At 40.9% G+C, this 13826-nt stretch carries 17 protein-coding genes; 13 read left to right on the top strand and 4 right to left on the bottom strand.

The features are described 5' to 3' along the window. The first annotated feature begins 241 nt into the window (after positions 1-241). Complete coding sequence (locus tag INP51_RS00505) at positions 242-1309, top strand: undecaprenyldiphospho-muramoylpentapeptide beta-N-acetylglucosaminyltransferase (RefSeq protein WP_193735820.1); 1068 nt, start codon at positions 242-244, stop codon at positions 1307-1309. A gap of 18 nt (positions 1310-1327) precedes the next feature. On the opposite strand, the gene INP51_RS00500 is transcribed toward INP51_RS00505, so the two are convergent. Both INP51_RS00500 and INP51_RS00495 read right to left on the bottom strand, forming a co-directional pair. Then, positions 1328-1885: an RNA polymerase sigma factor gene (locus INP51_RS00500; RefSeq protein ID WP_193735819.1), complete on the bottom strand. Its 558-nt coding sequence runs from the start codon at positions 1883-1885 to the stop codon at positions 1328-1330. Further along, on the bottom strand, positions 1836-2243 hold the full coding sequence (locus tag INP51_RS00495) for an HIT family protein (protein ID WP_193735818.1): 408 nt from the start codon (positions 2241-2243) through the stop codon (positions 1836-1838). Before INP51_RS00495 ends, INP51_RS00500 begins: the two co-directional genes overlap by 50 nt. A gap of 127 nt (positions 2244-2370) precedes the next feature. Between INP51_RS00495 and INP51_RS00490 the strand changes: the two genes are divergently transcribed. After that, a complete protein-coding gene (locus INP51_RS00490) occupies positions 2371-3027 on the top strand; it encodes a sensor histidine kinase (protein ID WP_193735817.1) in 657 nt (218 codons plus the stop codon). Here INP51_RS00490 and INP51_RS00485 read toward each other — a convergent pair. Further along, positions 3002-3637, bottom strand: a complete 636-nt coding sequence (locus INP51_RS00485) for a rhomboid family intramembrane serine protease (RefSeq protein ID WP_193735816.1) — start codon at positions 3635-3637, stop codon at positions 3002-3004. The genes INP51_RS00490 and INP51_RS00485 overlap by 26 nt on opposite strands. A 204-nt stretch (positions 3638-3841) precedes the next feature. Here INP51_RS00485 and INP51_RS00480 point away from each other — a divergent pair, with 204 nt between their 5' ends. From INP51_RS00480 to INP51_RS00430, 11 genes are all read left to right on the top strand, one after another. Next, positions 3842-4435 (top strand): prepilin peptidase, encoded by a 594-nt coding sequence (locus tag INP51_RS00480; protein ID WP_268885806.1) that lies wholly within the window; start codon positions 3842-3844, stop codon positions 4433-4435. Beyond that, positions 4432-5451 (top strand): P-loop NTPase family protein, encoded by a 1020-nt coding sequence (locus INP51_RS00475; RefSeq protein ID WP_230406841.1) that lies wholly within the window; start codon positions 4432-4434, stop codon positions 5449-5451. Before INP51_RS00480 ends, INP51_RS00475 begins: the two co-directional genes overlap by 4 nt. Further along, positions 5445-6635: a CpaF family protein gene (locus INP51_RS00470; protein ID WP_193735814.1), complete on the top strand. Its 1191-nt coding sequence runs from the start codon at positions 5445-5447 to the stop codon at positions 6633-6635. The genes INP51_RS00475 and INP51_RS00470 overlap by 7 nt, the downstream gene beginning before the upstream one ends. After that, entirely contained in the window at positions 6619-7362 is a 744-nt protein-coding gene (locus INP51_RS00465; protein ID WP_193735813.1) for a type II secretion system F family protein, read from the top strand. Before INP51_RS00470 ends, INP51_RS00465 begins: the two co-directional genes overlap by 17 nt. A 21-nt stretch (positions 7363-7383) precedes the next feature. After that, complete coding sequence (locus INP51_RS00460; protein WP_193735812.1) at positions 7384-8589, top strand: type II secretion system F family protein; 1206 nt, start codon at positions 7384-7386, stop codon at positions 8587-8589. Between the two features lie 70 nt (positions 8590-8659). Then, the gene (locus INP51_RS00455; RefSeq protein ID WP_193735811.1) at positions 8660-8827 is read left to right on the top strand and encodes a Flp1 family type IVb pilin; all 168 of its coding nucleotides are present in this window, start codon (positions 8660-8662) and stop codon (positions 8825-8827) included. Between the two features lie 40 nt (positions 8828-8867). Further along, positions 8868-10313 (top strand): DUF5702 domain-containing protein, encoded by a 1446-nt coding sequence (locus INP51_RS00450; protein ID WP_193735810.1) that lies wholly within the window; start codon positions 8868-8870, stop codon positions 10311-10313. Positions 10314-10582: 269 nt separating this feature from the next. Then, positions 10583-11140: a hypothetical protein gene (locus INP51_RS00445; RefSeq protein ID WP_230406840.1), complete on the top strand. Its 558-nt coding sequence runs from the start codon at positions 10583-10585 to the stop codon at positions 11138-11140. Between the two features lie 17 nt (positions 11141-11157). After that, positions 11158-11580 carry an A24 family peptidase gene (locus INP51_RS00440; protein ID WP_193735808.1) on the top strand — a complete coding sequence of 141 codons (423 nt, stop codon included), beginning with the start codon at positions 11158-11160 and terminating at the stop codon, positions 11578-11580. Further along, complete coding sequence (locus INP51_RS00435; RefSeq protein ID WP_193735807.1) at positions 11577-11975, top strand: TadE/TadG family type IV pilus assembly protein; 399 nt, start codon at positions 11577-11579, stop codon at positions 11973-11975. The genes INP51_RS00440 and INP51_RS00435 overlap by 4 nt, the downstream gene beginning before the upstream one ends. Before the next feature lie 55 nt (positions 11976-12030). Next, positions 12031-13293 (top strand): DUF6382 domain-containing protein, encoded by a 1263-nt coding sequence (locus INP51_RS00430; protein WP_193735806.1) that lies wholly within the window; start codon positions 12031-12033, stop codon positions 13291-13293. Here the strand turns inward: INP51_RS00430 and ybaK are convergent. Then, complete coding sequence (gene ybaK / locus INP51_RS00425) at positions 13275-13763, bottom strand: Cys-tRNA(Pro) deacylase (protein WP_193735805.1); 489 nt, start codon at positions 13761-13763, stop codon at positions 13275-13277. The genes INP51_RS00430 and ybaK overlap by 19 nt on opposite strands. Between the last annotated feature and the right edge of the window lie 63 nt (positions 13764-13826).

Here is a 13826-nt window from a genome sequence, read left to right as displayed (position 1 = left end):
TGGGGTTCCTCAGGCAGATTATCTTGCACCTTTAAATATAAGTACCCCCCTCCTGTTTATGATATGCCTTACAATAAGTAATACGATTCAAAATCAAAATAATTACATAATCAAAGTATTTTATTGAACTTTTGTAGATACGTCTCATCACTGGATCAAATTAACTCTTGCCCCTGCCTTCGACTAAATGTATACTGAAAGCATAAATAAGTCAGCATCACCCGATGCGAAGGAGGATGGAATGAAACATATTGTTCTGACAGGCGGAGGAACAGCCGGACATGTAACACCTAATATCGCCTTACTCCCCTCTTTAATAGAGGCCGGTTATAAGATTTCCTATATTGGATCCTATGACGGAATAGAGAAAACATTAATTGAAGAACAGGATATTCCCTATTATGGTATCTCATCGGGGAAATTACGTCGTTATTTTGATATAAAAAATTTCAGCGATCCGTTCCGCGTCTTAAAGGGCTTCCGTGAAGCCAGAAAACTTCTGAGAGAATTGTCCCCCGATATCATATTTTCAAAAGGAGGATTCGTCTCTGTACCTGTCGTTCTCGCTGCCAGGAGGTTAAAGATACCTGTCATAATACATGAATCTGACATGACCCCCGGTCTGGCAAATAAATTGTGTGTTTCGTCAGCTGCCATGATCTGTTGTAATTTCCCCGAAACCCTTAATAATGTTCCGTCAAAAAAGGCCATTGTTACAGGAACACCGATCCGCAGGGAATTGCTTTTGGGCAATAAGTTAAGAGCTCTTAACTTCTGTAATTTCACAGCCAATAAACCGGTTCTCATGGTTATCGGCGGAAGCCTGGGTGCCGCTGCCATCAACAATGCTGTTCGAAACATACTTCCCGATCTTCTGAAAGAATTTCAAGTTATTCATCTGTGCGGGAAAGGCAAAACCGATCCCGCTTTAGAGGATATGGAAGGATATGTTCAGTATGAATATATAAAAAAAGAACTCCCGGATATGTTTGCACTTGCTGATCTTGTCATCTCCCGTGCCGGTGCGAATGCAATCTGCGAAATCAGTGCACTGGCAAAACCAAATTTGCTGATTCCTTTGCCTGCAAGTGCCAGCAGAGGGGATCAGATATTGAATGCGCAGTCTTTTGAAAAGCAGGGTTACAGTATCGTTATGGAAGAGGAATCGATCACCCCCGAAAAACTGCTTCAGGCAGTTCATCAATTATATAACAAGAAAGAACAGTATATCAGCGCCATGAAAAACAGCAGCCATAGTGACTCTATTCATGTGATCATTGACGTGATTGAAAACATGGTAAAAGCTTAAAAGCCGAGACAGACTTTTCTAATCTTTTTCATATCTTTTGCGTACCCACTCTTTTGCGCGGTGATGCCTGACTCTTAAGTTGTTCAAAGTGATACCCAGCACTTTTGCAACCTCTTCAGGCTTCTCACCGGCAATATCCATACACATAATCAAAAAAAACCATTGTCTGTTTTTCTCATACAATTCTGCAAAAACCTGTCCCCACATCTCCCTCCTTATAAAAACACATTCCGTGGATATAGAATCTGGTTCCGGGAAAAAGTGATCTCCCATGACTTCTCTGTTATAATATTTTTTTCTCTTATAGTCGATTGCCTTGTGTGATGCACACGTAATCAGCCATCCCTTGACCCTATCTATGTCAATCTGATCTATTTTTTCATAAAGTGATGCATATACATCCTGAGTAATATCCTGAGCAAGGTAAAAATCCCCTATGATATCGTAAGCAATTTTAACCACAAGACAGTAGTATTTTTCGTAAATTTCTCCAAAATCCATGCCGTCCATATTTATTTCCTGTTGATTACATGAACTGTCTGACTTTCTGGATGATCTCTTTCTTATCGTTTTCATCCAGATTGCCCGGAGTCCATACCAGCCCCACCTGATCCCCCTGATACCTGGGAATTACATGAATATGAAAATGAAAAACACTTTGTCCCGCCTGTTCCCCATTATTCTGAAGAATATTCATGCCATCTGCATGTAACCCCTCTTTTATGGCCACCGCTGTTTTTTTTGCCAAAACAAATGCACTGGAAACAATTTCCTCTGGCAGTTCATAAATATTGGCATAATGCCTCTTCGGCAATACTAACGCGTGTCCAAAAGATGCAGGGCCTATGTCCAGCACCACTCGGAAATCCTTGTCTTCATAAATTGTAGCCGAAGGAATCTCACCTTCTGCAATTTTACAAAAAACGCAATCCATAGCACCTTTACCTCCTTATTTTTTTTCTTACAAATCTCCATTTGTCAGTTTTTGTCAGAAAAACGCAAACTCTTTTGTTTGATTATTACACATTCAGGTGATAAACTAAACTAAAGAGGTGATATATATGAAAAATGAAGAATATAATTACACGTTGTCAAAGTTTTCCCATGAGGTAAGAAACCCCGTAACCTTAATCAACAGCTTTCTTCAGCTGATGGTACAGGAACACCCGGAGATAACTACCTACAACTTTTATGACAAAATCGAAGAAAATATGACAATTCTTCGAAGACTGCTGGATGAGCTGACAGACTACAACCATGCTAAAAACCTTTATGAAGAAGAGGTCAATCTTTACCTGTTTTTAACTGACCTCACCGATTCAGCTAGGGAAATGCTGAAAGAAAAAGGGATCAGTCTCATCCTTCAGAAGGAATCTGCGATTCCAAGAATTAAACTGGATCCGGTCAAGATGAACCAATTATTCACAAACCTGATCCGAAATGCCCAAGAGGCCATCTCTCACGAAAACGGCAAGATAGTCATCCATATATCCTGCGATGGAAACAATGTAGAAGTTAAAATCGAAGATAATGGATGTGGCATCAAAAAAGAGCTGTCAGATACGATCTTTGACCCATTCGTGACTTACAAAAAAGACGGTACAGGCCTCGGCCTTGCGATCTGCAAAGAAATCGCAGAGGCTCATAACGGATCCATATCCGTAACATCAATACCAGATGAGGGAACTCAGTTCACTTTAATTTTTCCAATCTCTTAAAGTGAATCAGTACTACTGATAAAAGAGCTCCTCCAAATAGTCCGCCTACATGGGCCAGATTATCTACACCGGAAGAACTGAATCCTACATACACAGATAATGCAATCATTGCAACCAATCGACGCAGACTCAGATTCCTTTTCTGACCCCTGTAGTGCCAGACTATGATCACAAGGGCTCCAAGCACCGAAAATATAGCACCTGATGCACCGGCCGATATCACATTTTCCCTTCTGATTTCTTCAAAAATCCACGATAAGATGCTTCCTGACAGTCCCCCTCCCAGATAAATAATCAGATACCAGATCTTTCCGACATATTGTTCCAGATAGTATCCCATAAAAAAAAGCAAAAACATGTTATTAAACAGATGCTCCGCTCCAAAATGTAGAAACATACAAGTCAACAAGCGATAATATTGTCCCTGTTTAATCAATGGAGTGTAGGCAGCTCCCCATTCAATCATGTGCTCTGCATCTGATGAACTTCCAGTAACCTCCACCAGGATAAACATCAGGATGTTCACCCCTATAATGATTAAGTTGACAATACTTGCAGGGTTCTTTCGCATTTCATCGATAATATCCTCATTATATCTTTCTTCTCTCATGCCTTCCTTCCTGCCTGACTGTAAAAATTTTAAATATATCAGTCATAAATGATAAATTGACTTTATATATATCTCCACACAATAGATTATAATGAATATTTTCAAATAACTCAATCCACAAATTTTTCACTTGATTTTTGTGCATTATTTTACTGGACAAATATATCTGTTTCGTATATAATCAATTTCATCAAATAAATCTTATTGATTCATTGTCTTTTCTGGAAACAGTCATCAGCACACTCGCTGCAATTTCATTATTTAAACTTTAACTTCGGAGGTGATAGACATGGAAAAGTATTAGTTCTCATCTTTACAGTCATATCTGTTTCTATGGATTTTAAATCAGAAAAAATCTCAAACACATGGATTCTTGCAGGATGGTGCATCGGACTGATCTTTCAGATAAAAACTGGTGGAATCACACAAGTACTCACATTTATATGTGGAGCCCTGCTGCCTGTTGCCCTTTTGTTTCTTCTGTTCCTGATGCGTATGCTGGGAGCCGGTGACATAAAACTACTTTCCGTACTGGGTGGCTACATGGGGCCTGGTGGAATCTTTACCTGCACGTTATGTTCCTTTGTCTGCGGTGCTGTCATTTCTTTATTTATTCTTATTTATCATCATATTTTTTTCAGACGTCTTTTGTACTTCTTCAATTATTTCAATCGCTGTATCACAAAGAAAAAACGAATATCCTATCGCTGCCCTGGCCGGAGACGTCCTGAGCACATTCATTTTTCTGCGGCAATACTGATCAGCATTCTTCTATGGATTGGAGGTATCTATTCTTGAACAGACCCAAAAGCATATTCGCCGTATGTGATCTGGAGGTAGAGTATGCGTACAATTTCATGGAATATCTAAACAATAAAAAGAGTATCCCATTTGAAATCCAGGCATTTACCAGTCCGGAGGTTCTTTGTGACTACGCGAGAGAACATCCCATTGAGATCCTTCTGATTTCAGGAAAAGCCATGAATGACATGGTCAAACAGTTAGACGTAGGGATGCTGATTATTCTTTCTGAGGGTGTTCATAACCCAGGTCTCGATCACTATCCCAGTGTCTACAAGTATCAGTCTTCCGACGGCATGCTGCGTGAAATCATGAGTTATTACGGTGCTGATAAAACACCTCATAGCCAAACACAAGTACTAAAACGGCAGACCCGTGTAATCGGAGTCTATTCACCAATAGGAAGAACCCAAAAAACTTCATTTGCACTGACGCTGGGTCAGATACTGGCCAAAAGCCAAGCTGTACTCTATCTGAATCTTGAGAACTTTTCCGGTTTTGACCAGCTGCTTGAACAAAGATTTGAACATACCTTAAGTGATCTTCTCTATTTCATCCGTCAAGAGAACATGAACCTTTCATATAAAATGGCGAGTATGACAGAGAGTCTGCAAAACCTGGACTTCATTCCTCCGGCGCTCTCTCCGATGGATATTCAGTGCACCACTTACGAGGAATGGACCAGCCTTCTGGAAATGATTATAAAAGAAACACGTTATGAGATTGTGATCCTTGATCTGGGTGACGGTGTACAAAACCTATTCCAAATTTTGGAAGCCTGCGATCAAATCTATGTTCCGATTAGAAATGATGTTATTTCTGCTGCCAAAATTACTCAATTCGAGTATCTTCTAAATGTCTGGGGACACACACATCTTATGGAGCGCATCAGAAAGCTGAAACTTCCGTTCCATGCAGCCAGTCACAGCGGAAAGGCTTACTTTGAAAATTTAGTCTGGAGTGAACTCGGAGATTATGTCCGCGAAGTACTAAGAAAGGAGGATTCATGTTAAGTCACAAGGATGAGTTCCAAGAACAGCTCTTGGCACAGATGGACATGACAAAAGAATATGAGGATAAAGAGGTTCTGTCTCTGATCGATGATATGATCCTAAATGAGAGCAGACAAAACCCGATGACTCTCGATGAGAAAGATCGTCTTCGCAGAGAGCTGTTTGATTCTATTCGAAAACTGGATATACTCTCTGAACTGCTGGAAAACGATGAAATCACAGAAATTATGGTGAATGGATTTCAAAATATCTTTATAGAAAAAGAAGGAAAAATCCAAAAATATGGTCATCAATTTTCTTCACCCGAAAGATTGGACGATGTGATACAGCAGATTGTAGGACAGTGCAACAGGGTTGTCAACGAGCAGACTCCTATTGTTGATGCCAGACTTGACAATGGCTCAAGAGTAAGTATCGTATTAAAGCCTGTTGCCTTAAACGGCCCAATTCTGAGCATTCGCCGGTTTCCTGATTCACCCATTACTATGCTTGACCTGATACAAAACAACAGCATTACACGGGATGCCGCACGTTTTCTACAGAAACTTGTCATCTCCGGTTACTCCATTATGATCGGCGGCGGAACATCTTCAGGAAAGACCACTTTTTTAAACGCTCTTTCCAACTTCATCCCCTCTTCTGAAAGGGTTGTGACAATTGAAGACAATGCAGAACTTCAGATACAAAATGTCGATAACCTGGTACGCCTCGAATGCAGAGCCGGCACTATGAATGAATCACTAACAATCACCATGGATGACTTAATTAAGTCTGCTCTTAGAATGCGTCCGAATCGCGTTATTGTGGGTGAAATCAGGGGCCCTGAGGCAAGATCCTATATAAGTTCTCTGAACCTGGGACACGATGGAAGCATGGCAACTGCTCACGCGAATTCAGCCGCAGAGATGATCACCCGTCTCGAGACTATGGTGCTTATGGGCATGGAACTCCCTCTTTTTGTCGTTCGTCGTCAGATCGCCTCAGGTATTGATATTCTAATCCATCTGGGGCGTGATAAAGATGGACACCGCCAGGTTGAAGAGATTACAGAGGTTCTGGATCTTCAGAAAGAGGATGTCAGACTCCAGACTCTCTACGACAGGAAAGATGGAGAACTGAAAAGGAGAAATGATTTGCGAAACACACAAAAACTGGAAAGGTCGGGCTATGAAACAAAAATATGATACGTATCTCTTTTCTGCTAAAGAATACATGATGTTAACTCTGGAAGTTCTTGGAATTTCTCTACTATTTAATTATCTTTTCTTTCGCAGCATGTGGGGACTGCTTCTTATTTTTCCAGTAGGGTGGCTTTGCTTTTCGAAAGAGAAAAAAAGAAAACTTGAAAAGCTGCGCCAGACTCTTCATTATCATTTTAAAGAAGCAGTATCTGCAATACATACATCCGTATTGAGTGGCCATTCCCTTGAGAACTCTGTAAAAGAAGCTTACCTGGAACTGGAAAAGACCTACGGAAAGTCCGATGTGATGGTTCAGGAACTTCATATGATGTGTAATCAGATATCCTTAAAAATCCCTGTAGAAGAGTTGTTTGCAGATCTGGGAAGCCGAAGTAAAATTGACGATATCATAACCTTTGCACATGTCATACGAATCGCCAAAAGAACTGGCGGTAACCTGAATCAGATTCTGCAGGCTACCTGGAATACTTTGAGCGAGAAGATAGAAACCAGGCAGGAAATAGATGCACAGCTTGCTGCAAAAAAATTCGAGCAGAACATCATGAGCCTGATGCCGGCATGTATCATACTTTATCTCCAGCTCACCATGCCCTCTTTCCTTTTGGAGATGTACACGACATCCGTCGGCAGGATCGTAATGACTTTTTCACTTATCTTATACGCCGCTGCATATCTGTTGGGCAGCAAAATCGTAGATATCGAAGTATAAATCTCACCGGAGGTGAATCCTATGCAAAAGAAACCTTTGATAATTTTCGCCATATCCGGGGTTGTCTTAAGCGCTGCATGTATGATAAAAGACTACAGCACCAATAGAATAATTACAGGGTACAGACTGGAACGCAATCCATTTGGAAGCGGTCAAAGAGAAGAGACTCTGGATTTTGAAATCAGTGATGGAGTAAAGGGAGAAATAACTTTACAGATACCAGAAGAGACTAATACGCCAAGAGAAAGAAAGAAGCTGCTAAAGGACGCTTTGTCTCAGCTAGATCAACAGATCCTGGGAGATAATCAGTCTTTCTCCCACGTGGACCACAATCTAAACCTGCCGGATTCCCTTCAAGACAGCCCTGTCTCTATCTCATGGAGCAGCAGTCGGCCAGATCTCATCGATTTCGAAGGCATCTTAAGCCGCGATATCCCAAAAAACGGAACAGAAGTTTTACTTGAGGCCGAAGTCAGTCTCATGGAACAATCAGAAATCTATCAGAAAAATTTAAAACTCTTCCGTCCCACTCCCCAAACGGTTAGAGAACAGCTAAATTACAAAATTGAAGATGAAAACAGTGAACTGGAGGGAAAACACTTCATTCTTCCAAAATCTATGGATGGAAATAAGATCACATGGAAATTCAAGCCCTCATCTACTGGTGTCTCTCTTTTGATTTTAACCTTCGCTATCGTTCTTTTCCTGTATCTTCGTCCCAAAAAGGAGCAGGAACAGCTGATACAGACACGGAACGAGCAGCTGATGCTGGACTATCCTGACATAATATCCAAGTTTCTTCTATTATTAAGTGCCGGGCTCAGTATAAGGAACTGCTTTGAGAGAATCACGATGGATTATAAAAAGATCGAGGAAGAACAATATAAAAAGAATCATCCCGTATACGAAGAAATAGCCTTTACTTACCGACAAATAAAGAGTGGCGTTTCAGAAACTACTGCTTATGAAAATCTCGGAAAAAGGTGCGGATGCCCTGCATATAAAACATTCTCCACCGTTCTTTCACAAAACGCACGAAAAGGTAATAAAGCCATCATGGATATTCTTGAGAGAGAAGCGCACAATGCTTTCGACCAGAGAAAAAGGAACGCCCGAATTACAGGTGAAAAAGCCGGAACAAAACTGCTGGTTCCCATGATCCTGATGCTTGGCATCGTCTTTTTGATCTTAATGGTACCCGCTTATCTGTCTTTTACCAAAATCTGATCATACTGGAATCGAAAGGTTATTCATGATATTCGGAAGATATAAAATTATTGGAAAGGAGGTGAGGCTTATGAAGGAACTTTCGGCATTTTGGAAAGAAGAAGATGCAGTTGCAGTCGTCGAGGTTATTCTGATCCTTGTCGTTTTGATTGCTCTCGTGGTTATTTTTAAAAAACAATTAGTAAGTCTGGTTAATGATATCCTGTCAAAGATTACCAAAGAAAGTAAAAACATTTAACCGCAAGTCCAAATTGCCTAATAGGAAGGAGCTGTATACCATGAAGGACAGCCGGGGAAGTATCACCATTTACCTCTGTCTGACACTGACAATTATATTGTCGTTGTTCACTGCCATGTTAAAATCCATCCGGACTGCCGGAGGGCGTGTTATGATAGCGTCAGCCATGGACCAGGGTCTGTTTTCGTTATTTGCTCAATATGACAAAGACCTCCTGGAAGAATATGATTTGTTCTATATTGACGGGGGTTTTGGCAGCGATTCACTTCAGATGAAAACTTTATATGAGATGGTCAGGCACGATGCGTTGGATAGCCTGGATCCATACGGGCATGGAAATAGAAATTTTTTTGGAGCAGACTTTGTATCGGGCAGCATCACCGGTTACATACTGGCCACAGATCAGACGGGAAACTCATTTGTGCACCAGGTATCGGAACATATGAAATCATCACTCGTGACTTCTGGTATACAGGATCTTTCTAACACTCTAAACACACAGGATAAACAGATGGACTCGCAGCTAACCCAGATAAAAGCGCTGATAAAAAGCGATCCCATATCCGAATATGATCGGGAAATAAATGCTTCGGTGCCCTTACAATCCGATGAGCCACCCGAGGCCACTCCCGCTAAAATCGATCACATAAATCCCATTGAGCTCATTAAAAACATTAGAAAGTCAGGTGCTCTTGGACTTGTAGTGGCAGATCCGGATGCATTGTCACCGTTTAAGATAGATTCTTTCGTTCTGCCTTCAAGCAGAAGCTTGAATCAGGGAATGGGGGTTCTTCCTGCCGCTTCGTCAAACGAAACGGATCGATTGATGATGTTGGAATATATCATGGACAAATTTCCAAACTATACGTCATCCGGCCACACCGACGGACTTTCCTGTCAGGTTGAATATGTGATTGCAGGGAAAGATACAGATACGGAAAATCTAAAATCTGTCGTTAATCAGCTGTTAAAAATCCGGCAAGTTTCGAATCTGATCTATCTTTGTTCTTCTCAAGAAAAAAAGGCACAGATTGATCTTGCAGCAACGGGTATTTCCTCGTCCCTGCTGATCCCTGTGGCGCAGCCGGTTCTCTCACTGGCACTTCTATACAGCTGGGCTTATGTGGAGAGCATATCCGATGTGCGAGGTCTTCTCGCCGGCCAGAATGCTCCCCTGATCAAGACTGACAGCTGCTGGAAGATATCACTTGAAGGTATTACATCCTTTCTGAGCAGTAAAGAAATCATAGTGCACAGCAATAGCGAAGGTTTTGATTATAACTGGTATTTGAGATTTCTGCTTTTTAAGCAGTCACAGAAAATTCTTACAATGGCTGCGATGGATCTGGTGGAATATAACATGAACCTGAAGAATCCGAATAAATCTTTTCGCATTGATAACTGCGTAGAATCAATGGAAATGGAGAGTGAATGGGAAATAGATCACAGCCAGTACAAGATATGCAGAAAATACGGATATCAATAAGGAGGTGTGGATGGGTGTCCTTTTACATGGATAATACACAAAAAAATAAGTTGAGCTTTCCTCCCAGAGAAGAAGAAAAAACGAATAAAAATTTCATAAGGAAATCTGCCCCGAAGTTTCCTGCCTGTACCAGTAAAGTCAAGTCCGGTAAAAGGACAGCCATCCTCACCTCCTTGAAAAAGGCTTCTTTCACAGTTGAGGCTGCTCTTATAGTTCCATTTTTCCTGCTAATCTGTCTGGGCATATTCAGTATGCTGAATTTTTATAGTTTGTATGTATCAGAAAGCATCGCCTTAAAAGACAAGGCTGAAAAAACAGCCGCATACGCATATGAATTCGGGGATACTACAGATTCTGACGGTTATCTGACACTCACTAAACAAGTGAAGTATAAAGTTCCTTATTCCCCCATTCCACTGCCTGCACTTACTGTCCCTTGTTATGCCAGAGTTCACATCTGGTGTGGATATCTGGGCGCGGGAATCCAGCCGGGTAACGATTTTTCCGGCAAGATGGTGTATGTCACCGATTATGAAAGCGTATACCACACAAAGCCCTCCTGTACGCATCTTGATCTCCATATATACACCAAATCTCTTTCAGAAGCAAAAAAATCCAGAAATATAGATGGTGCCCGTTATCATCCATGTGAAAAATGCATTCAAAAATCACACACAAATCAGCAAGTCTATCTGTCGGAACATGGAACCGCTTATCACAACACCCTTGAATGCAGCGGTCTGAAAAGAAATGTCCGGTTAGTTGATCAGTCACAAATTTCTGATCTTAGTCTTTGCAGCAGATGTGAGTCGCAAGGCAGACGGTAAGGAGGTCTTTGTCAGCAATGGATTGGAAAAACCTTATAACTTTTGCTCTTCTGATCATCAACAGTTGGAGGGATCTGCGCAGCAGGGAAATCTGTTTTATCCCCACCGTCATTTATGGGCTTGCAGGCATACTCTATAAGTTCTTCACTGCAGGCCACCCCCTCTATAACCTAATCCCTGACCTCATTCCAGGTCTCTTTCTTCTGCTGATCGGAAAAATCAGTCGTGAAAAGGTCGGCTATGGAGATGGCCTCGTAATATTGACAACAGGTATTTGGATTGGTTTCACTGATTGTCTGCTTACACTCACGACAGGGCTTTTTATGGCGTTTATCTTCTCCGCCGTACTGTTGGCCTTAAAAAAATTTAAAGGAGATACAGAATTACCTTTTATACCATTTTTGTTATTCAGTTATCTGGGAAGGATGTTTTTATCATGAAGAAAAAGCACAAGTTCTATCGGGCTTCTATGTCCGTAGAAGCAGTTTTCGTTGTACCACTAATTTTATTTATATTATTCTTTTTACTTTCCTTTAGCTTCTTTACGCATCAAAAAGTATGGTTTACCGAAGCCGCCTATGAGGCAGTCTTGTCTCCGGAATATGAAGAAGAAAAAGCATACCTTCTGTTGGATCATTCCCCTCTTGCAATCGGCGTTCCCGATGTAGATATCCAAAGATATAACCATCACATAAAAGTTACTTATCGTGGAAATATCATAACCTTAGGTAACATAAAGTTAAGCTATCAGTCATCTGCCGAAACTCAAATCACAGAGCCTGCAGCAATCATCCGGAAAATCAGAAGCACAAAACAGCTTACAGAAATTAACTAAAAACTGGACGGGATACCAATTGGTACCTAGCAAAAGCATTTAGGAAGGTGAGAACATGAATATTGAATACAAAAGAGATCTAAATCACAATTACGTGATTTTAGAAAGTCCAGGTACAGTGGACACCAGTACTTATCAGGTCAGAATGATTTTGTCAAATGATATCGGCGGGCTGCTTCACTGCAGCATCCGGGGTGTAGATGGACATACTTTATACTGCTATGATATCACTTCCATGCAGTCACTGAAGAATGTTTATGAATGCAAAAATGTACAGGCAGATTTTCTCATTCATCTTTATGAACAAATTCTTCAGGTTTTAGAACTTATGGAACAGTTTTTATTAAACTTCAAGGATCTAATCTTATTGCCTGAACTAATCTATATAACTCCTGAAGACGATATTAATCTATGTTTTTTACCTGGTTATGATAACGATATACAAAAAGAACTCCGAAAACTAATGGAGTACCTGCTTCCCAAGATTGACCACAAGGATCAGAAAGCAGTTACAGCCGGTTACGGTTTGTACCGCGTAATTACAGAAGAACATTGTGACATCGCAGAACTTCGATCAGCCCTTCATTTGCAGAAAAATTCCATTGCGCCACCAGAAGCTCTCTCGAATGACCCAGTGGATCAGGAACCTGAAAATTTAGAGAGGGAAAAAATTCTAGATGATTTTTTTTCGTCTTCAGATGAAGAGGAAGACAATTCTGACGAAAAAGCTCTGGGAGTAGGGATTGGGTTAGTTCTGACGATTTCCATAATTCTATACAAGATCTTTTCTCTTCCTTTATGGATTTGTATTCTGATCCTCTGCCTGACTGGAGGAGGGGCCGTAGCTGCATATTATGCTGAGAGCAAAAAGCGGAATAAGGGTAACGCAAGTTCCTATCCTCTTTCTCAGAAGGAAGGTCCCTTTTCTTTCGTGTATTCAGAGATAAACTCAAAAGAGGAAGATAAAGATTTACCTCCACTTTATGGGAAAACTGAATTACTTGGCAATGCCCAGCCTCATATTAGTCCTCAACTTATACCTTTATCCACTCACACTGCAGACCCTATTCCTCTGAACAAAGAACTCGTTCTTATAGGAAAGCTCTCGCAGGCTGTCGACGGAATTATCGACTCCCCTGCTGTGAGCCGCATTCACGCAAAGATCAAAAAGTCTGAGACCGGTTACTATATCGGTGATCTGAACTCCAGAAACGGGACCTTTGTAAACGGAAGACCGATAGCAGGCGAGGATGAAATCAAGTTAACCTCAGGTGATGAGGTTACTTTTGCCGATATCACTTATCGCATCGTGTTTTGAGTTAGGTCTGCATAACTTGCGCTTACTGCTTTTAACAGATCTTCCGGTGAAAGATATAAGCTCGTTCCAATTCTGCCACCGCTCACATATATCTTTTCATAATCCCTGGCAGAAACATCTATATATGTAGGAAACTTCTTTTTCATTCCAACAGGACTGCAGCCTCCCCTTACATATCCGGTAAGATTTGTGATATCTTTGACGGGAACCATATGAATTGACTTCTCTCCTACCTCTTTTGCTGCCTGTTTCAGATCGATTTCCCTGTCAACCGGTATGACCATTACATAATACTCTTTGCTTTTTCCCTCAAGGACCAGTGTTTTATATGTCTGATGAACTGGAATTCCTTCTTTTTCTGCCATATGAACACCATCTGTAAACTCATTCGATTCATACTGAACCAATTCGTATGGAATTTTTCTCTTTTCCAGAATCCTCATGGCATTTGTTTTGATTTCTTTTCCCATGATATGTCCTTTCTGTCTTTTTTCTATATTTTAGTTTACAACAGAAAAAACATCCCTGCAAGT

Source organism: Blautia liquoris, assembly GCF_015159595.1.
Taxonomy (GTDB): domain Bacteria; phylum Bacillota; class Clostridia; order Lachnospirales; family Lachnospiraceae; genus Novisyntrophococcus; species Novisyntrophococcus liquoris.
Note: the sequence above shows the minus strand (reverse complement) of the source record. Positions and strands in the feature narration are given on the sequence as shown.